The sequence below is a fragment of the Candidatus Binatia bacterium genome (assembly GCA_036382395.1).
GTDB lineage: Bacteria > Desulfobacterota > Binatia > HRBIN30 > HRBIN30 > JAGDMS01.
The window spans coordinates 1-20937 of record DASVHW010000385.1 but is presented as its reverse complement, the minus strand read 5'-3'; the positions used below and the strand labels follow the sequence as shown (position 1 = coordinate 20937).

At 63.5% G+C, this 20937-nt stretch carries 19 protein-coding genes; 7 read left to right on the top strand and 12 right to left on the bottom strand.

Annotation, left to right across the window (positions count from 1 at the left end; all coding sequences use genetic code 11):
* The 8 genes from VF515_18800 to VF515_18765 form a co-directional block, all read right to left on the bottom strand.
* The coding region (locus tag VF515_18800) for an MMPL family transporter (GenBank protein HEX7409682.1) at positions 1-1941 on the bottom strand (1941 nt) is incomplete at its 3' end.
* Between the two features lie 382 nt (positions 1942-2323).
* Positions 2324-3472 (bottom strand): ABC transporter permease, encoded by a 1149-nt coding sequence (locus VF515_18795; GenBank protein ID HEX7409681.1) that lies wholly within the window; start codon positions 3470-3472, stop codon positions 2324-2326.
* Positions 3469-4620 (bottom strand): ABC transporter permease, encoded by a 1152-nt coding sequence (locus VF515_18790; GenBank protein HEX7409680.1) that lies wholly within the window; start codon positions 4618-4620, stop codon positions 3469-3471. The genes VF515_18795 and VF515_18790 overlap by 4 nt, the downstream gene beginning before the upstream one ends.
* Entirely contained in the window at positions 4617-5576 is a 960-nt protein-coding gene (locus VF515_18785; protein ID HEX7409679.1) for an ABC transporter ATP-binding protein, read from the bottom strand. The genes VF515_18790 and VF515_18785 overlap by 4 nt, the downstream gene beginning before the upstream one ends.
* Positions 5573-6493 (bottom strand): ABC transporter ATP-binding protein, encoded by a 921-nt coding sequence (locus tag VF515_18780; protein ID HEX7409678.1) that lies wholly within the window; start codon positions 6491-6493, stop codon positions 5573-5575. The genes VF515_18785 and VF515_18780 overlap by 4 nt, the downstream gene beginning before the upstream one ends.
* Before the next feature lie 8 nt (positions 6494-6501).
* On the bottom strand, positions 6502-7509 hold the full coding sequence (locus VF515_18775; GenBank protein HEX7409677.1) for an HlyD family efflux transporter periplasmic adaptor subunit: 1008 nt from the start codon (positions 7507-7509) through the stop codon (positions 6502-6504).
* Between the two features lie 5 nt (positions 7510-7514).
* Positions 7515-7706, bottom strand: a complete 192-nt coding sequence (locus tag VF515_18770) for a hypothetical protein (protein ID HEX7409676.1) — start codon at positions 7704-7706, stop codon at positions 7515-7517.
* 57 nt (positions 7707-7763) lie between these two features.
* Positions 7764-8573, bottom strand: a complete 810-nt coding sequence (locus tag VF515_18765) for an alpha/beta fold hydrolase (protein ID HEX7409675.1) — start codon at positions 8571-8573, stop codon at positions 7764-7766.
* Between the two features lie 310 nt (positions 8574-8883).
* Between VF515_18765 and VF515_18760 the strand changes: the two genes are divergently transcribed.
* From VF515_18760 to VF515_18750, 3 genes are all read left to right on the top strand, one after another.
* The gene (locus VF515_18760) at positions 8884-10389 is read left to right on the top strand and encodes a wax ester/triacylglycerol synthase domain-containing protein (protein HEX7409674.1); all 1506 of its coding nucleotides are present in this window, start codon (positions 8884-8886) and stop codon (positions 10387-10389) included.
* A gap of 170 nt (positions 10390-10559) precedes the next feature.
* The gene (locus VF515_18755; GenBank protein HEX7409673.1) at positions 10560-11297 is read left to right on the top strand and encodes a ribonuclease H-like domain-containing protein; all 738 of its coding nucleotides are present in this window, start codon (positions 10560-10562) and stop codon (positions 11295-11297) included.
* Positions 11298-11520: 223 nt separating this feature from the next.
* A complete protein-coding gene (locus VF515_18750; protein HEX7409672.1) occupies positions 11521-11787 on the top strand; it encodes a hypothetical protein in 267 nt (88 codons plus the stop codon).
* A gap of 222 nt (positions 11788-12009) precedes the next feature.
* Here the strand turns inward: VF515_18750 and VF515_18745 are convergent, their stop codons facing one another.
* Positions 12010-12306 (bottom strand): hypothetical protein, encoded by a 297-nt coding sequence (locus VF515_18745; protein HEX7409671.1) that lies wholly within the window; start codon positions 12304-12306, stop codon positions 12010-12012.
* A 106-nt stretch (positions 12307-12412) separates the two neighbouring features.
* Here VF515_18745 and VF515_18740 point away from each other — a divergent pair, with 106 nt between their 5' ends.
* Together VF515_18740 and VF515_18735 are read left to right on the top strand one after the other, a co-directional pair.
* The gene (locus VF515_18740; protein ID HEX7409670.1) at positions 12413-13279 is read left to right on the top strand and encodes a VOC family protein; all 867 of its coding nucleotides are present in this window, start codon (positions 12413-12415) and stop codon (positions 13277-13279) included.
* Positions 13272-14075, top strand: a complete 804-nt coding sequence (locus VF515_18735; protein HEX7409669.1) for an NAD-dependent deacylase — start codon at positions 13272-13274, stop codon at positions 14073-14075. Before VF515_18740 ends, VF515_18735 begins: the two co-directional genes overlap by 8 nt.
* Positions 14076-14128: 53 nt before the next feature.
* Here VF515_18735 and VF515_18730 read toward each other — a convergent pair whose 3' ends face one another.
* Positions 14129-16504 carry an FAD-containing oxidoreductase gene (locus VF515_18730; protein HEX7409668.1) on the bottom strand — a complete coding sequence of 792 codons (2376 nt, stop codon included), beginning with the start codon at positions 16502-16504 and terminating at the stop codon, positions 14129-14131.
* Between the two features lie 193 nt (positions 16505-16697).
* Between VF515_18730 and arsS the strand changes: the two genes are divergently transcribed.
* Positions 16698-17657, top strand: coding sequence for an arsenosugar biosynthesis radical SAM (seleno)protein ArsS (arsS, locus tag VF515_18725; protein ID HEX7409667.1), 960 nt, complete (start codon positions 16698-16700; stop codon positions 17655-17657).
* A 217-nt stretch (positions 17658-17874) separates the two neighbouring features.
* On the top strand, positions 17875-18597 hold the full coding sequence (locus VF515_18720) for a lysophospholipid acyltransferase family protein (protein ID HEX7409666.1): 723 nt from the start codon (positions 17875-17877) through the stop codon (positions 18595-18597).
* Between the two features lie 173 nt (positions 18598-18770).
* Here the strand turns inward: VF515_18720 and VF515_18715 are convergent, their stop codons facing one another.
* Together VF515_18715 and VF515_18710 are read right to left on the bottom strand one after the other, a co-directional pair.
* Positions 18771-19262 (bottom strand): hypothetical protein, encoded by a 492-nt coding sequence (locus tag VF515_18715; GenBank protein HEX7409665.1) that lies wholly within the window; start codon positions 19260-19262, stop codon positions 18771-18773.
* Between the two features lie 2 nt (positions 19263-19264).
* Positions 19265-19732 (bottom strand): hypothetical protein, encoded by a 468-nt coding sequence (locus VF515_18710; protein HEX7409664.1) that lies wholly within the window; start codon positions 19730-19732, stop codon positions 19265-19267.
* Positions 19733-20937: the final 1205 nt, after the last annotated feature.

The window sequence follows — 20937 nt, the reverse complement described above, 5'->3', positions numbered from 1 at the left end:
TACCTTCATCGACAGGAACATCAGCGACATCACGATGAAGATGACGCCCAGCGCCAGTGACAGACTCTCGATTTGCCCGGTGACGATGTCCGAGGTCGTGCCGGTGAGCAGCACGAGATTGCCGGTGGGATGAACGCGCAGGTCGGCCGGGAAGCGTTCTGCGATGTAAGCGCGAATCCGGGCGAGCGTGTCTTCGATCGCTCGCGACCCTGACAAATTGGTCCGGACCAGGACGTTCGCCCGGCGGAAGTCCTGCGTGACGATGGATTTGAAAGTCGACGGGCTCGTGCTCACAGTGTTGAACAGCGGCCCCAGACGCGCGGGATCCTCCCAAAAAGTCTTCGGAGGTGCCGGCGGTACGACGTGGCCCTGCTCATCGAGGAGCACATCCTTCTCGCCGGTCTGGTTGAGGCCCGTTTCAAGCAGCTCCAGGTAATCGACGATGGAGACCGAGGAGGTGAGGCCCGGCAGCGTGCGCAAGAACTCCTGCAGCTCCTTGATTTGCTTCAGCACTTCCCAGCGCGTGATGGTGCCGGGCACGGCTCCTTCGATGACCAGGTAGAAGGGATTGCTGCCCACGATCTGCTGGTTGATCGTTTCGTTATCTGCGCGCACCTGGGATGTTGGCTCGAAATAGGAAAGGAAATCGGAATCGACTCGGATGCGGCGCGTGCCGGTTGCGGCGACGACGGCAACCGCCGCGGCGCTCCACAGAATCGCATGCCGCGACGAATACGCCCGCTGACCCAGATCCGTCAGCCACTGCGACAGCCGCGGCGAGACCTTGCCGGATCGGGCGGTGCGCGCCTCGGTGCTCAAGAGGTGCAGGGCCGCGGGCATGAAGGTGAGCGAGGTCACCGCGAGAAACAGCACGCCGATGACTGCGAAAAGGCCCAGGTCCCAAATCGCGGTGATGTGATTCACCATGAGCGAGCCAAAACCGATCAGCACGGTCAGTGCCGAGATCAGGAGCGGCAAGCACACACGCAGGAATGCGCGGACCACGACTTCCTCTCGGCCGACCCCCGCATCCACCTGCTCGTAGTACCGGGCCATGACGTGAATGGCGTAGGAGCTGCCGATGACGATCAGCAGCGGCGGCAGCACGAAGGTGCCCAAGGTGATCGCCTTTCCCGCCAACACCATCACGCCCAAGGTCCACACCAGTGCCATCAGCACGGAGACGATCGGCAGGACGACGCCGCGCGCGCTCCAGAACGACAGCCACAGCACCAGCAAGACGAGAACCAGCGCGATCGGCGTGAAGCGGAGAAGGTCGTGCCGCATCAGCTCCACGGCCGACTGTTTCAAATGCCCGGCGCCCGTGTAGAAGAACCGCTCCGGCCCGGTCTCTTTGACGAAGACCGCCTGGATCCGCCCGTCGATGTCGAAATCGGCGTACTGCGCGTCAGTCAGGTTCTTGAAGAACACATTGATCGCCGCGCCTTTGAAATCATCGGCGACGAGGTTTTTGCCATACAGCGGCGTGGAGGTGAGCTTCCGTTTGAGCGTCGCGGTCTCCACCTCCGTCGGCGGGATGTGCGGCAGCAACGGCGGGGGCTCGAACACGTCTGCGGCCGGGTCGACGGCGTTGGTGATGCTGAGAACGCGCTCGACGCCCGGCATGCGGCTGACCGCGTCGGTCACCCGCGCAATCTTTTCGAGCGTCGCAGCCGCAAACAGGTTGTCGGCCCGCACGCCAATGACGCCGACGTCGTCGCTGCCGAAGGTGGCGCGGACGCCGTCGTAGTAGCTGACCTCGGGATCGCCGGACGGGAGGACACTGGCGAGCGAGCTTTCGATCCGGATGCGCACGGCATAGAGGCCCAGCACGACAGTCGCGAGCAGATTCACGCTCACCACCAGCAACGGATGGCGAACCAGCCACCGCACGTATGCTTCCGTGGGCGGGCGGGCAGGAGTCTCTTTGGATCCAAACATGTGCGCCGCCGTGGTCTCCGTCGTTCCTCGAGTCGCATATACCATGGGACCTCTTCCGGGAGCGACCGGTGCTTGCTCGACCTGGGCAGCGCGGCGTTGCAGCCTATGGCCACGAACAGCACGCCTGAAGGGCGAGCGCAGAATCGACGTGTCGAAATCAACGTCAACCCTGACGAGGGGATGCGTCCCGAGCAAAGCGGAAGCGGAGGGGGCGGTTCGCCCGCCGAAGAGCCGCGCTGAGATTCGGCGGACCTCTCGCCGTCAGAGACACTATACCGTGACGGCTTCAGCAGCTTGAACGTGTGGTGTGGCCCGCTGACCTGCGGTAGCGTCGCCAAGCTTGCGCCGGCTTGCCTGCCAGTGCGCCGGTCGCAGGGCCGCGTCAGCCCAGGCGCGGCTTCATGCGCCAGCGGATTCCAGCGAGAATGACGGCGAATATCGTAACCAGCGCGAGGGTGGGAACGACAACGTCGGTGAGGCCCGCGCCGCGTTCGACAATGCGGCGCAGCGCGATCTGATACCACCGCAACGGGAAAATCCCGCCGATTTCTCGGACCCCGCTCGGCATGAGCTGATAGGGAACCATCACACCCGAGAGCACGAACGACGGCAGGATGAAGAACACCGAAATGAAGACCGCTTGGCTGGAAGTATGTGCCAGTGTCGACACGAACACGCCAACGCCCAACGAGGCCAGCACAAAGGGTAGGGTGACGATGAACAGCGTCAGCCAACTGCCCCGGGGCCAGACGCCAAAGACCACCCCCGCGGCCACCGTCGCGAACAGTAAGACGGCGTAGCTGACACCGACGTACGGGAGGAGCTTGCCCAACACGATCTCGATCGGCGTCGTCGGCAACGCCAGCATCTGCTCGTAGGTGCCGCTTTCACGCTCCGCGACCAGTCCCAAGCTCATTGCCGACAAGCACAAGTTGGTGAGCAGCATGCCGGCTAGCGTGGCGAGGAAGAAGTTCTGGTCGCGCAGAGTGGGGTTGAACCAGAATCGTTGGCGGACATCGATCAGACCGGAGTTGCGCACCCTGGTGTCCGGCAAATGCCTCGGTGCCGGCACGTTGGCGACGTCGAAGGCGGCGCCCACTTGCCCGATGTACCCGCCGACGCGGGCCGCGGAGAGTGGGTCGGTGCCGTCGAGGAGGAGTTGGACCCGCGGCGTGCCGCGCTCGCTGTCGCTCCGGAAACTCTGACGGATGACGAGGAAGGCAACGGCCCTCCCGGTCATCAGCAGGCCCCGCCCCGCGTCGTAGCTCTCTACACGCTGCGGCGGTAGGAAGTAGCCGGTGGACCGGACCTCCTCGATGAAGCGTCGAGAGAGCGTGCTCTGACTTTCGTCGAGTACCACCCAGGGCACATTGGCCGGCTTGTTCGACAGCGCCAAGCCGAAGAGGAAAAGCATCACGAGCGGCTGCATGAACGCCACTGCCAGGAAGGCGCGGTCGTGGCGCATGACCGCCGCCTCCTTGTAGGCCAGCGCCAGCACGTTGGACCAGAAGTGATGCCGCGCCCGGCTCATGCGCGCGCCTCGATGGTGCGCAGCGCATAGGCCATCAAAATGACCCCGAACAGAACCAGCAGGCCAATCTCCGGCAGCAGCGCAATGAAGCCCTCGCCGCGCAGATAAATGGCGCGGCTGATGCGAATATAGTGGGTGGCCGGAAAGACCTCGGCAACCCACTGCACGATCCGCGGCATGTTGCGGATCGGAAAGGCAAAGCCGCTGAGCTGCACCAGCGGAACGCTCAACAGCACGGTCTTCTGCACGGCTTCAGCGGCCGTGGTGGAGGTGCCCGAGATGATCAGCCCCAGGGCCAGAGATACCAACACATAAAAGGACGAGATGAGGATGAAGAACAGCAGGCTGCCCACCGGCCACACGTGCAGTACGAAGCCTGCGACCAAGACCATCAAGACGACGTCGAGTGCGAACACGGCACCGTAGGGAAGGATCTTGCCGAGCAGAATCTCGACCGCGGTCGCGGGCGTCACCTGGAGCTGCTCGAAGGTACCCATGAGCTTCTCGTTGACGATCGATACGGCAGTGAGCAGCACGGTGAGAAACGACAGGACGAAACCGAACGTCCCGGCGACCATGAACGGCCGGCCGTCGAGTCGCGCGTTGAACATCGCCCGCGTTACCACCTCGACCCCGCCCGAGCGCGGCCCGGTCGCTGCATGATGCGCGGCTGCGGACAGGCCTTCTGCCGCGGCAAGGTCGGCGGCGGTGGCAGCGATCATGCTGCGGAGAAACCCCTCGGCATTCCCCGCCAGCACGGCTTCGGCGCCGTCGTACAGCACCTGAACCTGCGGTGTGCCGGCGCTGGATACTCCTCGGTATAGATCGCGATCGAAATCCGGCGGAATCACGAGCCCGACGCCGATGGCTCCTGACACCAGCGCGCGCTGCAACGCCTCGCGGGTGGCGTAAGGGCGGGGGACGAAGGTGCCGTTGGCGGCCAGATCGGCGACCAGTCGCCGACTGGCACTGCTGCCGCTGGCATCATGGACGCCGAGCACGAGACCCTTCACCTCGGTCGACAGCATGGAGCTGAAGGCGAGCAGCGCTGCCAGCGGCACGGCGATGAGCACGCCGACGGTGAACGGGTCGCGGAACGTGGCGAGCAACTCGCGACGTATGAGGGTGCGCAGCCGCCGCGTGTTCATGCCCGCTGTCCGGCCGCCGCCAGCACCTTCCGGAAGATGTCCGTCATCGGTACCTGTTCGATGTGCATGTGGGCGTCGCTGCCGCTGGCGAAGGCGCGGGCGATCTCGTCGAGGGTGGTGAGGACCCGCGGCTCCAACGTCGGGATGCTGACGCGCAGGCCGGTCGCGGTGCGCTCGACATGGCGCGCAATCGGCTCAATCGCCGCCGCGGCCGCTGCGCAGCGCTCGGCGGGCAGACGAAGTTCGATGCGGTAGCCATCGCTGTACTGCCGCCGCAGGGCCTCGGGTTCGGCGTTGGCCAGCATGCGGCCGGCGTCGATGAAGGACACCCAGTCGCAGTATTCGACCTCCTCGAGAAAGTGTGTGGTGACGAAGACGGTCACGCCGGCTTCGGCCTCTTCTTGAATCAGCTCCCAGAACAAACCGCGGTTGTGCACGTCGACGCCGGCCGTCGGCTCGTCGAGGAAGAGCACGCGCGGCTGATGCAGAATACTGAGCCCGAGCCCGGCGCGCTGGCGGATCCCGGCCGGCAATTCCTCGGACTTCTCATGCTCGACATCGCGGAGCGAGAAACGGTCGCGCAATGCGCCCCAGCTGCGTTCCAGTTGTGCATTCGAGAGGCCGTACAAGCCGGCGTAGAACTCGACGTTTTCCCGCAGCGATAGTCCGCGGTAGAGGCTCACCTTCTGACCCATGTAGCCGATGTGATCGCGCACGCGGCGCGGCTGGCGGATGACATCGATGCCATCCACTTCGATGCTCCCCCCGGTCGGCTGCAGCAGGCCGATCAGCATGCGGATGGTCGTGCTCTTTCCCGAGCCGTTGGCGCCGAGGAACGCGAAGATGGAGCCGGGCATCACTTCAATAGTGAGATTGTCGACGGCGGTGAAGGCGCCAAAGTGCTTGGTCAGACCATGGGCGCGGATGATGGGCGCAGGCCTGTTCGGTGCGTTCATGCCGCGGTCCCTCGCGCCAGGGCGAGCAACGTCGCCTCCATGTCGGTCGGGGTGCACTCTGCGAAGCGGACGCCGGCGTCTGGCAACGTTTGCAGATCACGGAGGACGTGCGGCGCACCGGGCGTCCGGTCACGGCGGACTTCGATGCGGGCGAAGCCGCCGGTGGCGCGGGCGCCGGCGACGTATGGCAGCTGTCGCGCCACGCGCGCGATCCGGCGCGGGTCGTCACCCCAGGCGCGGTACAGATCGAGGCCGGCGGCGGCGCGGAGCTCGGCCGGTGTGCCGTTGGCGACGATGCGGCCGGCGTCGAGGTAGATCAGCCGGTCGCAGGCGGCCGCTTCGTCCAGGTAGCTGGTGCTGATCAGGATGAGCGCGTTGCTGCGCTCGCCTTCGAGCATCGTCCAGATGTGGGCGCGCGCCAGCACGTCGACGCCCGCGGTGGGCTCGTCGAGCAACAGCAGTTGCGGTCTGAGCAGCAGCGCGTTGGCGATGGCGAGCTTCTGCTTCATGCCGCCCGAGAGCGCCGCCGAGGCGCGGTCGGCAAACGGGGCGAGGCCGGTGCGTTCGAGCAGATCGCTGGCGCGTTGCCGAAAATCGGCCGGGGGCAGGCGGTGCAGCCGCGCGCTGAAGCGGAGGTTTTCCATCACCGACAGATCGCGGTGTAGACTGAAGGTTTGCGGCACGTACCCAATCTGAGCTTTCAATGCGGTGACGTCGCCGTGCAGGTCGTGATCCAGCACCCTGGCGGTTGTTGCCGTGATCTCGAGCAAGCCGGCGAGGACGCGGATCAAGGTGGTCTTGCCGGCGCCGTCCGGGCCGACGATGCCGACGATCTGGTGCTGGTCGAGCCTGAGGTCGATGTCCACCAGGGCGTGACGCCGGCCGTAGTGCTTGCACAGGCGGCGCAGCTCGATCAAAGGAGGCGTCATGAATCCAGATACACGTTGCCTTCCGTGCCGGGCTGGAAGCGCTCCACGCCTTCGAGGATGCGAACCTTGACGCGGTACACCTGGCCCATGCGATCGCTGCGGGTTTCGATCTTCTCCGGCGTGAAGTTCGCCCTGTCCGCGATGAAGCTGACGTCGCCGGGGACGCGCGTTCCCGGCTGGCTATCGAGCTCGATCCTGACCCGTTGGCCGATATGCAATCGTCCGACATCGGCGACCGGAACGTAGATCTGCACGTACTTGTCGACCGGATCCAGCACGGCGACGATAGCGGTGCCCGGCTGCGCTAGTTCGCCCGGCCAAATGAATTGCGTCTGTACGACGGTGTTGGTCGCCGGCGAGCGGATCATGGACTTCGATTGCGTGACCTGCAGCTCTGCCAGCTGCGCCAGCTCCAGCTCGTGCTTCTCCTTCATGCTGGCGAGCTCGTGCATGGCCAGGGAGACGGTGCGCTCCTCCGCCTCCGCCCGCGCCAGCATCTCGCGGGTACGCTCCAAAACGCTGCGGGCTTGGTCCCGCCTGGAGCGATTGTCGTCGAGCAGCTGGGGGGTGCTGCTGCCGGTCTTGACCAACTCCTGCTCACGCGCCAACGTGCGCTCGGCGAGGGTCGCGGCGGCCGCCGCCTGCGAGACGTCGGCCCGGCGCGCGTTGAGGTCGCGCTGCCACGTGTTCTGGGTCAGCTCGATGCGTTCGCTTTGCGTGCCCATGTCGGCGTCGAGAACGGCCAGCTCTTCCTGCTTCGACTTGATGCGCGCGGCGATGTCCTGGTCGTCGAGGCGGGCGATCACCGCGTTCGGTGGGACCGTAGCGCCTTCGGCGTATGTGACCGCGAGCACCCGCCCCATCACCTCGCTCCGAATCACGCGCTCTTCGCCTTCGACGAAGCCCGTATAGTAGAGCGCCGCGCCGTCGCGTCGGAGGTAGACCGCGATGACGGCAGCGGCCGCGATGAGCACGATTGCGGCGAAGACAACTTTGCGATTCATCCGTATCACCTCGATGTCCTGCGCCGGCCGCCTGCACGGCGCTTCGGAGCCCGGGCGGCGAGACGTTCCAGGCCGCCGAGCGAGAACTGCGTGATGTGCTCGGCGAGTGCGCGCGACAACCCGTGCGGGTAAGCGGCCACCCCCCACATCTTCAGCGTGGCCGGCATCGCGAAACGGTAGAACAGTGCCTGGCCCATGATTGGAACGAATCGTCAGGACGATGATACGAGCCTTGAGGCGGTTGCGTCGAGGGCTCAGTGCGCGCGGAAGAATTCGGTCACCAGTTGGTGCACCGCGACCGGGTCCTGCGCCGGGTAGCCGTGGCCGGCACCCTTGACGATGTGGAGCTGGGAGCCCGGAATGCGCTCCTTGAGGACGGTGGCGTTTTCCACCGGAATGATGAGGTCCTGGTCGCCGTGAATGATGAGGGTCGGTGCCTTGATGCGTGGCAGGCGATCGTAAGTCGTCCACCCGAACAGTCCGGCCATTGCCCGCTGGGCGGTTTCGGGTGGTGTCGGGGGCAGCAGTGGGGCCAGCATCACGAGCATGTCGCGGAACCCCGGGTTCGCCGCGATCCACTGGCGCGGGAACACGATCGGTAGTTGGCGATCGACCCAGGTCTCTGGATCGGTGCGTCCCATTCCCTGCACCATTTCAAGCAGCGTATCGATCACCTCTTGGTCTCCGAGCCTGGAATGCGCGCCGCCGCACATGGTGCAGCCGAGTACCAGCGACCGCACTTTCTGCGGGTGGCGTAGAACCAGCTCCTGGGCGATCATCCCGCCCATGGACACACCGTACACGTGCGCGGGCTCGATCTTCAGGTGATCGAGGATGCCGGCCGCATCGTCCGCCATTTGGGGAATCGTGTACGGTCCCTCAGGCTTCTCGCTCTGACCGGTGCCACGGTTGTCGAAGTAGATCGAATGAAAGCCGTCCAGGAAGGGGAGCACGCCAAGCCAGGCATCGCCGGGCATGCCGAAGCCCATGATCAAAAGCAAGGGATCGCCTTCGCCGATGTCGGTGTAGTGAATCTTCACATCGCCAACCTGCGCCTCTGGCATGACAGTCCTCTCTTGTCGACGGATTCGCTCAGCAGGCCTGTACCGCACCGGTGCGACGGTACTGGTATGCAGATCAAAAGCCAAGCGACCGAGGAAATCTTCCCCGACCTCTTCGCATTTCAGGCGCTGTTTTCCCGTAATTGAGGAGTCTGTTTCCAGGTCATGGCAAGAAGGCTGACTGAAGTGTTCCAACAATAGGACGGATCGGGCGCCTCCCTCGCGCCGAAAGCAAGGAAGGGAGACGGGCAGGGGATTGGTGCGTTTGTTGGAGGCGACAAGGGAGTGTGAGGCACGTAGGAGCAACGGAGCGATGGTTCGAAGCCCTAGGCGTCAAGAACACGAGGGTATGGACGGGAGTTCAGGAAAGCGCGGGGGGCCAGCGCGGGTAGCCTCGCGGCTGTCAGGGGAGGATCTCGCTTTCTGGTGGTTTGATTCGCCCATGCAACCAACCACGATGGCGATGCTCTTGGTGCTCGACTCCCCGCCGGAGGAATTGCGCTTGCGACTGGCGTTCGAACGTGCCGTGACCGCCGTGCCGCGCTTGGCGCAGCGTGTGGTCGATGCGCCGCTGGATCTGACGCTGCCGCGCTGGGAGTTCGACCCGACCTTCGACTTGGATTACCACGTCCGGCGGCATCCTCTCTGTGGCCGAGCCGACATGGACGAGTTGTTTCGCGAAGTCGGGCCGTTCTATGAGACCGCGTTCGATCGGTCTCGCCCGCTGTGGGAAGCTCGCCTCTACGACGGGCTGGGTCCCGACCACCAGTCAGCCCTGTTTTTCAAGCTGCATCACGCGGTGGCGGATGGTGTCGGCGGCAACGCCATTTTCGCGGCGCTGACGGACGCGGAGCGCGAACCGGCCGAGCCAGCCGGCGGGCACGCACCGCAGGTGTCGACAGGTGCCTGGGCACCCCAGCGTCTGCTCGGTGCGCGCGTGCTCGACGCCATTCGAGATCGGGTTGAACTTGACGTCGAGCGCGCGGCGGCGGTTGCCGGCGCCGTGGTGAAGACAATCGAGCATCCCGCGAAAGTCGCTCGGCTGCTGCCCGCCATCCGGTCGATCATCGAGTTGATGCGTTTCGAGAGCCAATCGCCGCTCAAGAACTCTGCCGGGCGCGCACGGCGGCTGAGCAGTCTGGACCTGCCGTTCGCTGAGATCCGTCGCCTCAAACACCAGCTTGGCGGTTCGATGATCGACGTGATCCTGACGATCATGGCACAGGCAATTGGCAAGTGGTACGCGGCGCACCGGATCAGCAAGGTGCGGGAGCTGATGACCCTGGTGCCCGTCAACCTGCGCAAGCCTGACGAATGGGCGGCGAAACCGCATGTTGGTAACGTGGCCACGGGGATCCTCGTGCCATTACCCATCCGCCTCGCCGATCCACTTGCCACTTACCGGGAGGTTCACAAACGGATGGAGGCCAAGAAAGCCGACCCGCTCTCCACGGCTTCACCGATGCTTGCCGAGCTCTTGAGCTGCTTACCGCATGCGCTGGTCACGTGGATGGCGGAAGCAACCTTTGGCCGAGTGGACTTCATCATCACCAACATCCCCGGCATCCTCATGCCGCGCTACCTCGCCGGAGCCGAAATCGTGGCGGCCTATCCGTTCGCACCGGTTGCCATGAAAAGTCCGGTGAGTGTCGCGCTGTACGGGTATCGAGACCGGTTGTTCGTCGGCCTCAACTCGGACGACATGCTGATGCCCGACATCGACGCCTTCAAAGGGATGATCCATGAGGCATTCGAACGCCTGCGCGCTGCGATCGGTAGACGGCAATCGCGGACAGCTCGCAGGCGCCGCGTTCCCTGACTCCGCCGCGCGCCGATCGGCCGACCCAGGTCTATTGCATCGAATCCGTTCCAGGAAGTAGGTTAGTGGTTCAGAATACACGACTACACCCTGGAAGATCTCGTGGAAGCAAGCGAAGATCGGAGGCTCTGGTCATAGCGAGCGTACCGGGCGTGCGGAGGGCGCGATCGATGAAGCACAATGCACTGGTCTTTGATCTGGAAACCATCGCGGATCTGACACCGGAAAACCGCGACGGAATCGCCGGTCTTGCCAAGGGTCGTGACATGACGCCCGAGGCGTACGGCGGCCTCTGCCCACCCCTCGCCCGAGTCGTCTGCATCTCGTGGTTCGACCTGGCGGCGCAGAAGCTGGGTGCGTTGTTCGATGCGAGTTTGTGCGCCGGCGAGTATTCGGTATCAATGGATATCGAAGCGGGATCTGGCGACATTCGCACCTGTGAGGTACAAGGCTGCGATAGCGAAGCACATTTGCTGAAGCAGTTTGGCCGCGTGGTGGAGCAACACCTCGTGCGACCGCAGGCGCAATTGGTGACCTACAACGGTCGCGGATTTGATTTTCCCGTGCTCATCCATCGTTCGATCAAGCATCGGGTGATCGAAGGGCGTGAGCTCTTCATGAAGGCGGTGGGTGAGAACCGGTACCGCCCGCTGATCCACCTGGATTTGCAGGATGCCGTGACGTTTTATGGCGCGGCGTCACGGTTCCCGCTGGCTGCATACGCAATTGGCTACGGGGGGCGATCGCCGAAGCACGAGCTGGACGGCTCGAAGGTGTGGGGCGCCGTGCAAAGCGGTCAGATCATCGATGTGGTACGCTACTGTGTCGGAGATGTTCTTGCTACCGCCCACGTGTATTTGTGTATGAACGGCCTTGCGACGTCACCTGATTCGCGGCCTAATGCTTGAGGGGAGGTGGCGACGGCAACCATGACCCCGGCGACCTCCTGAAATCAGACAAGATGGCGATAGCGATAGAAGACTACGGTGCGGAGTTCACTGTCACTCGTCAGTGGATCGGAAAGAAAAAGAAGCTCCGGAAGGAACGCGACGCCGCTGGAAACGTCTGCGTGTCGGGGCCGGTGCACGCCTCGCAAAGCGAATCCTATTTAGCTACATTGCAGATAGGCGTATGCGCAGAAAAAAGATGCTGCATCTCGACCCACTGGTGCGCGAGATCATGAGGATGAAGCTCGAAGCGTTCGTCGCGCCAACCGGGGAAGATCCGGTCTTCTTCTGCTGGCACTCCGCCACCCCGAAGCCCATGTGTGAATTATGCGACGCAGAGTACGAGCACGGGGTTGTGGTGGCGGCGGAGAAGGCGGGAATTGACCCGGCACGGGTGCTGGAGTTGGTGGGTATTGATGATCCGCTGGGATCCCTGAAGACAACGAATTAGACCCGCGATCCATCCTCGGTGAATCGTATTCGCCGGTTGGTGACCGGAGCGTCGGCGGCTCAGCCTGGCCTGTTGAACACCGGCGGGTGCTTCTGCAGGAAAGCGAGCATCCCTTCTCGTTGGTCCGGCGACGATGCGCACCGATCGACCGCCTCGCGCTCGGCGTCGAGGGCAGCAGCAATCGGGAGCTGCCGCTGCTTCGCCAGGGTGAGCGCAAAACAGTCACCTTGACTGATCTCGCAGTGCCGCCAGCGGTAATGCCGTGCCCGCAGAGATCCTGCCGCGAGTGCCAGCCCCGACTCCAGCGCCGCCACTTCGAGTCCACCGCTGATCAGCCAGCCGGCCCCGCTCGCGTACCGTCCGCTCCTCGTTGCCGTGTATACGCACGCACACGTCCACCACTTCCGCGACGTTGGGCGCGCAGATGACCCCCGTCTTCAGCAACGGTTGAACCTCGGCGCGGGCTCCCTCTGCCACCAGTGCTGCGATCACGGCATAGGCGTCGAGGACCGCCTTCATCGCGACCCGCGCCGCCCTTCCCGCGCCGCAACGCCAGGCCTGCGCTTGAGCTGATCGTGGACCGCTGATAGCGTCGTCATGCGCTCCGGCGCAGCGAGATGCTCCAGTGCTCAGACGTGTCGATAGAGTTCAGGTCGTTGTAGGCGACAAAAGAGCTACCGCGACCGTCTTCGAGCGGCTGCTCGGGGCCGAGGTGGTGCGTGAGGATCGGGTTAACTTGCTCGCTGCCCGGCGTGTCACGCTCCGGCTCGGAGTCAGCGAGGTCGAGGTGATCGAACCGGACGGCGCGGGATCGGCAGCTGATTTTCTCTCACGTACCAAGGGCGGGCTGTTTGCCGTCGGCTTGGCGACAGCGGACGTCTCACGGCTGCGGTCACACCTACAGGCACGTGGGGTGTCTCTGACAGAGGAAGGGGGTCAGATATTTCTTTCTCCAGAGGCTACGGGTCTGCCTGGACTCCGCGCTGTTATCTCCCCGGAGGCGGAGCGGCAGCCAGCTGGTTTGGTCCGGTACCTTTACGAAGCGACGCTCCTGGTGCACGACTTTGCTTCCGTCGTGGAGAAAGCAGCGGCTGGCTTCGCTCTGGAGCCGTCGCATTTCGTTCCCATCCGGTCGGAGGAGTTCGGGTACGAAGGCGTGCTGACGCTCTTTCATCCCGACTGGCTGGATCGCATCGAGATCGTCACGCCGAACGATGCAGCGAAGACCATGGGCCGCTTCTTCGCCAGGCGCGGGCCGGGCTTCTATATGTGTTATGCCGAGGCGGACGATCTGACATTGATCCGCGAGCGACTGCTCGAATACGCCCCCGATGACTGGACTGGTCCGCGAGATGCTGTGCCGACGAACATCTTCATCCATCCCAAGGCCCTGGGCGGCCTCATGCTGGGCGTGAGTCGCACCAGCGTTGCGTGGATGTGGTCCGGCCATCCGGAACGCGTGTTGGGAAGCCCTGCTGACGAACATGCCTGACACGGCGGGCGTTCGTGGGGCGGGACTGATTAGATCCGACATGGATGCGCTGGATGCGATTCGAAGCAGCGCGAAGTTGCTACGCCAGGCGCGGCATGCGGTGGCGTTGACAGGGGCGGGGCTGAGCACGGAGTCCGGCATCCCGGATTTCCGCAGCCCCGGCGGTGTGTGGGAGCGCTTTCGACCGGTGGAGTACCAGGAGTTCCTGGCCAATCACGAGGGGCGTCGGGAACACTGGCGCTACAAGCAAGCTACCGTGCCTGCGATGCTTGCCGCGCAACCGAACCCTGCGCACCGGGCTCTGGCGGACCTCGAGGCCGCCCAGCGACTGCAGGCTGTCATGACGCAGAATATCGACGGCTTGCACCAGCGCGCCGGCAGCCGGCTGGTGTTGGAGCTGCACGGCACTAATCTCGAAGCGCTGTGCCTGCGATGCGAATGCCGTGTGCCGATTCAGCAAGCGCTGGCGCAGCTCGAGGCGGGAAGCGACGTCCCGACCTGCGCCCAGTGTGGTGGCTGGCTGAAGCCGGCGACGGTATCCTTCGGCCAGAGTCTTCCGCACGAGGTGCTGCGTGAGGCAACACGACTTGCCGAACAATCGGATTGCCTTCTGGCCCTCGGATCGTCGTTGGTGGTCACCCCGGCGGCATCTCTGGCGGGCATTGCGCAGCAGAGTGGTGCAAAGTTGATCATCATCACTTTGGGTGAGACCCCGTACGATGATCTCGCCGACGTGCGGATCCACGCGAAGGTCGGCGAAGTGCTCCCGCAGATTGCTTCGTCGGCGTTGGCCTGAATCGCTAGGGGCCGGCTCCCGGCAGCGGGCGGAACGATGACTCGCGAGTGGAGCTAGCGCCGCAACGCGAGCCACCACTCGAAGAGTGCCTTTACTCGCGGTGTCAGGCGGGTCCGGTTGTAGGCGTCGGCGGCCTTCTTTATCACTTCCGCCTGTGTGGGGTAGGGATGGATGGCGGCGGCGATGGTGCCGAGACCACGCTTCGCCACCATGGCCACAGTGATCTCGGAGATCATATCGCCGGCGTGATCCGCCACCAGCGTGGCACCGAGGATGCGGTCGCTGCCCTTTTTCAAGTGCACGCGGAAGAATCCATTATTGTTACCGTCGAGGACAGCCCGATCGACCTCACCCATCGGGATCGTGATGGTGTCGACGGCGTAGCCCCGGGCGACGGCTTCGTGTTCGTAGAGTCCCACGTGAGCGATCTCAGGCGATGTGTACGTGCACCATGGGACGTGCAGGGCGCTGGCCTTGCTGCGGCCGGCAAAAAGCGCGTTGGTCAGGACGATCCGAGCGAGCGCGTCCGCCATGTGGGTGAACTTATATTGGCAGGCAATGTCTCCGGCGGCGTAGATGCGCCGATTCGTCGTTTGGAGATAGTCGTTCACCGTGATTCCGCCAGGGTCACAGGCAACGCCTGCGGCTTCCAGACCGAGCCCCTCGATATTCGGTGCCCGGCCGATGCCAAGCAAGATCGCATCGCAGGACATCTCAATCTGCTTTCCTTCGACCGCGTACGAAAGGATTACATAGGTGCCACGCCGCTCGGCTCGCGTGACTCGAGCCTGCAAGATCAGTTGGATGCCCTCGGTCCGTAACTGACGCTCCAGAATGGCGGCCGCGTCGGCATCCTCGCGGGGGAGTATGCGAGGCCCGACCTCGAAGAGCGTGACCTCGCTCCCGAGGCGGCGGAAAGCCTGGGACAATTCGCACCCGATGGGGCCCGCGCCGATGACCACCAAACGGCGGGGCAGTTCGGTCAGCGAAAAGACGGTCTCGTTGGTCAGGTAGCCGGCTTCCTCCAGCCCCGAAATTTCCAGCGCCACCGCTCGTGCGCCGGTTGTGATGACCGCGCGCGAGAACTCCAGCGTGTGGCCGCCGACCGCGAGCGTTGTCGGGCCCGTAAAGCGGCCCTCGCCGAGAAAGACATCGACACCAAGTTCGGAGAAGCGTTGGGCGCTGTCGTGCGGCGCGATATGAGCACGCAGCCGCCGCATGCGCTCCATCACCGCGGGAAAGTCGACCTCGACGTTAGGAATGCGGACGCCGAATGTCTCCGCCAGCCGTGCCTCAGCGGCGGCACGGGCAGCGCGGATGATGGCTTTGGACGGCACACAGCCAACGTTCAGGCAGTCGCCGCCCAAGAGGTGTTTCTCGACGAGCGCGACCTTCGCTCCCAGCCCGGCAGCCCCCGCGGCTGACACCAGCCCGGCGGTGCCTGCGCCGACCACCACGAGGTTATACCGGCCCGTGGGTGTGGGGTTCACCCAGCCGGCTGGATGAACGTGGGACACAAGAACCCGGCTGTGCTCGTCATTCGGCAACACCAAGGGTGCTGGCGTCTTCGCGGACGGCGGCACGCTTCGCCGATCGACGTTCATGCGCGCCTCGTCTGTGTTCCGGGGCGCGATGGTTGCCTCCGCTAGAGCCCTGCGTGCAACCTGCGCCACGTATAGCGTGACAAGCACCGTTACACCTAGCCCGCCAAAGTAGAAGACCTGTTGTGCGACGCCGCCGGACGTGCGGCCCGCTGCGAGCTCGCTGACGCTGGTGATCAACGAGCCGAGGTACACGTACATGATGGTTCCAGGGAGCATCCCGACGAGCGAGCCGAGCACGTAGTCGCGCAGGGACACCTTGGTCAGTCCGAAGGCGTAGTTCAGAAGGTTGAAAGGAAAGACGGGCGACAGCCGCGTGAGCAATACGATTCGGAGGCCCTCTCGTTCGACGGCCCGGTCGATGGCCGCAAAACGCGGATATGCTTCGACGCGTGTGGCCACCCACGCGCGCGCCAGGGTGCGGCCGAGCAGGAAGGCCAAGGTGGCGCCGAGGTTCGCGCTGATCCAGACGACCATGGTGCCGACACTAACACCGTATGCGAAGCCCGCGCCCAACGTGAGGATCGAGCCGGGGAGAAAGAACACCGTTGCGAGAACGTACACCAGCGCGAAGACCCAGATGCCGGCCCACCCGGCGCTACGGATCCAATTCACCAGATAGAGGAGGTAATGCTGCACGTGCAGGATCTTCATCACGGCGGCGAGCGCCGCGAGGATCACCGCGGCAAGCGCAATCCTGGCTACACTGCTCCGTCGAGGAGCGTCCTCGGGGTGATTGGCAGCCCCGGAGCTGGAGGATCGGTTCGCGGCTTCTGAGGCGGCTTTCGCTGGAGATTGCTTGGGCACACGCACCTCGGGTCTCAGCATTGACCAAATCCACTCGTGGGGAAAGACATCGACGGCACCCGTGCGGCTACGCTCCAGGCTGCAAAACGTGTAATATCTGCGGCACTCATGGCATCGAACAGAAGCGGGACGTGCCCGTGACGGGCAGGGTGCTGGCGTGAGGCATGGAGTGAAGGCGCTATCCGTCGCGGCCGCGGAGCCTGATTTCGAAGGCATGCTTCGCCGATATGATGTGGGGCCGCTGTGCCGTGGGCAGGTCCGGATACTTCAAGTCAACGTGGGTAAACTGTGCAATCAGGCTTGCCATCACTGCCACGTCGACGCCGGACCAAAGCGCACGGAGATCATGACGCGGGCGACGGCGGAGCGGGTCATCGCGCTGCTTGCCGACAGTCCGGCGATTGAGACCGTTGATCTGACTGGCGGCGCGCCGGAGTTGAACCCGAACTTCGCCTTCCTCGTCGAGCGGAGTCGGGCGCTGGGCCGTTGCGTCATTGTCCGCTGCAATCTCACCGTCATCTTCTCGGCCGGTCTGGAGAGGCTGCCGCACTTCTATTGCGACAATGAGATCGAGCTGGTGTGCTCATTGCCGTGTTACACCGCGGAAAACGTCGACCGGCAGCGGGGCCCCGGTGTCTTCGACAAGAGCATTGAGGCCCTGCGTCTGCTGAATCGCCTGGGGTACGGTCGCCCTGGCTCGCCATTGGTGCTCAATCTCGTGTACAACCCGCTGGGCGCCTTCCTTCCGCCCTCCCAACTCGACCTTGAAGCACGCTACCGGGAGGAGCTGGGGCGGCTGTTCGGCATTGAGTTTCACCGTCTCCTGACGATCACGAACATGCCCATTAAGCGGTTCGCTGAGCAGCTCCGTCGTTGGGGAAGATTCGACGACTACATGGGGATATTGGTGAACCATTTCAATCCGCACACGGTTGCGGGGTTGATGTGCCGCGCGCTGCTGAGTGTCGGCTGGGATGGCGCACTCTACGACTGCGATTTCAATCAGATGCTCGATTTGCAGATCACGAAGCGTGGCGGAGCGGTGGAACGGCCGTTGACCCTGTGGGAGATTACGCGGCTCGATGAGATCGATGGCGGGAAGATCCGGACGGCATCCCACTGCTTCGGTTGCACAGCGGGCGCCGGGTCGAGCTGCGGGGGAGCGCTGGAATGACCGTGCGGCTCTCACTCGCAGCGTGCTTGCTGGCGCGCTTCGATGGTGCAGACGAACTGAGTCCCGGGTGCGTGGGAGAGGAGATCGTCCCTGGCTAGTACGGCCGCTGGAGTCAAAACCTCAGATGTGCTTGGTTGCGTTTCGGAAAAATCGGAGCGGTGTGTGAGATCCAATGGCTGAACGTGTGGCTAGAGCATACGCACGAACTGCTGCGCTCATGGCAAGCGCGGTATGTCATCTGAGCGCGTATCAGTTGTCGGAGCGGTTATGGGGACCATCGCCGGCGCGCGCGCTGCGGATCCTGCGGCACTGGAGCCGCAAGGCGTGCGCGTGGTTGCGGGTCGACATACGGGTGCACGGGCAACCTGCTCTAGGATACTGTGTCTACGTTTCCAACCATCGCAGCTATCTGGATATTCCCGTGTTGGCCAGTGTGTTGGGCCCAAGCTTTATGAGCCGCGCCGACCTTGCCACCTGGCCGGTGGTGGGGGCGGCGGCACGGGCGGTGGGTGTCGTGTTGGTGGATCGCGACAGCCTGAACGGACGAGTGCGGGCCGCGCGGTACCTTTCGCGGCGTGTCAAGACAGCGAATGTGGTGGTGTTTCCTGAAGGCACGACACGTGGTGAGCGTTTGCCCGGTCCGTTTCATTCGGGATTGTTTCGGCTACTGCATCGTTTGGGCACCACCGTGGTGCCGGTGACGATCCGTTACAGTGACCGCCGGGCCTATTGGGTAGACGACATTACGATGTCGCAGCACTTGCGTAGCCAGGTATTCAACGGGCACCGCCTGAAAGGCGAGGTGCATATCGGGCAACCGTTGGTGCCCAGCGAGCACTCAGATGCCGAAAACTTCGCTCGTGCGGTTCATCAGACAGTGTGCGGTCCGATAGAAGAATTCGGCGAGGTTGTGGATTCCTCCCGATTTCGAGCCCGGTAGGGACAAAAACTGCCGCCGGATCGCAACGCCTGTGACTCCACCCTCCCGAGGCGCCAAGTTTTGTCAGCCTGGCGGTATTCCTGCGCTGGGTGTTACCATCGTGACGGTGCACGACGCCACGATTCAATTGCCGCGTCTGCCGAACACCGCAGGGAACTACGGCGCGGATATTGCTATCGGTGTGCGCCATGCTCCGGGTGATGATCGCCGACGACCACGCCATGTTTCGTGAGATGTTGAGGATATCGCTGCCGCGAACGGGCGATATCGAGGTCGTTGGGGAAGCGGACAACGGGCGAGATCTTGGAGAGGCGATCTACCGGTGTAGGCCGGACGTTCTGCTCCTCGACTACAAGATGCCGCATGTAAGAGACTTCGGCGTGATGGTCAGGGAAATCCGCGATCGACACCCCCACCCGAATGTCGATGCGCCCGCCACCTTCCCGTTCCTCGTACGCGTCCAGCGCATTGCCGATGAGGTTGACGAGCACCTGATCGAGAAGGCTCGGATCGCCCGTGATCCCGACTCCCTTGGGCTCTTCGCTGTAATCGACTTGGCACAACGAGGTGCGCAGCCGGTAAGCCAGTAAGGCGGTGGTTTCTTCCACCAGCCCTCTCGCCGTAAAGGACTCCCGGACGTCTGATCGGGCGTCGCGTCCATGCATCTTCACCTTCTTGATGAAGATGGCTGCCTTGCGTGCCCACTCGGCGGCGGACCCAGCAGTGCCAAGGATGTCAGCAGCGATTTCATGGTGATCTTTGGGCAGAACGCTTGGATCATCGATGGAATCGGGAACTCCTGTCCCAGGTCGCTAAGAATCTTTACGGAGTTCAGTAGTGCACCCAGAGGAGTATTGATCTCGTGCGCGATGCCCGCAGTGAGCCGTCCGAGCGTGGCTAGGCGGTCTGCCCTTACCAGACTTGACTGGTTGCGTTCGAGTAACTGGTACGCTGTACGCAGTTTCTCAAGCGAGAGGTTCAGTTCCGCATTCGAGGTTGCCAACGCCGCGGTGCGGTCTTGCACCTGTCGCTCCAGGCTTGCGTTGAGCTCCTCCAGTTGGCCAATTGCAAACGCGTTGGTCAACCCGAGCGCCACCTGGTTAGCCACCGTTTGCAGGAACGTGACGTCATGCACAGCGTAGTGTGGCCTGAGGCCTTGGCGCCTAGGACGAATATCGCGACGGGCACGCCAGCGCTACGGCTTGGGACGATGAGGTCGGCTCCTAGTGTGTTCCAAATCGGCGGTACCGGCCGGCCGCTGCCATCGTCCCATTCGTAGCGGCTGAGAATCTCGCCACGCGCGAGTCGACTGACGAGGTCGGGCGAGAAGTCCGGGTTCGTTCGACACGAACCGGTGTTCGCGGTCACACTGTAGCAACCCTGGCCCTTGTGCAAATAGACTGCACAGTCCACCGGGCGCAGCGTGTCTCGCATGATTTCCAGTGCGAAACTCGTGTGACACGTTTGCGACCAGCTCTCTTTGCAGGCGTTCGCGCTCTCGTAGCGCGCTGATTGTCCGATAGGCTTTCAGGCCGACATCCACCCAGAGAAGAAGTCTCTCCGGCCCGTCGGCCTTGTCATGGTAGCCCTGGATGTCAAGGTCGGCCACCATCATGCGAGGCGGTTTGTCTCCCGAGTACCCGGTCTGCAGTATGATCTGCACGAAGGGGTCAAACGTCCGGATTTCACGGATCAACTGCTCGCCCGTCATTCGGGGCATGAAGTAATCGACAAGAAGGAGGTGAATGTCATGTTCCTTGAAGACGGCGAGGGCGCGCTCGCCCGATTCTGCGGTGAGAACCCGGTGACCCTCGCGTTCCAAGAGACTGCGCACCGATATGAGCGTCTCCTCGTGCCATGTCAGTACCATCCGGAAAACGAGTGCCCACCAATTCTCGGCCGGCCCTTTGCGGTGTCGGTGAGTGGGCTGCTCGTTCCCAGTCCCAGGTCGGACACGTCCAGAAAGCCAATGCCGGTAAGTGCATGCTCCATTTATGGGCCCTGTCGTGCCGGAGTCTCCACGAATCTTCGCGTTGCGAAAATCGTTAAGAGGTATCAATTTTGTGCGGTTTGTCCGATTTTGTAAGACCTTCGTCGTACTGGTGCGGTACGACTAGCTGGGCAGCTCGAAAACCAGCGTTCTGCTAACGCGTTGGACGGCACGGACAGTACCCCCAAGGGGACGACGCAGAAAAACCAGCATCAGGAGGACAAGGGGCACCAAAGTGCCCTACGCAGCTGTGCGTCTGAGGGGAGGCGAGGGTGGCTTGCCCGCATCAGCACATGACCGCGCCTGCTCAATGAAGCGTGGGCGCACAATGATTATCAAGGCGGGCAAGA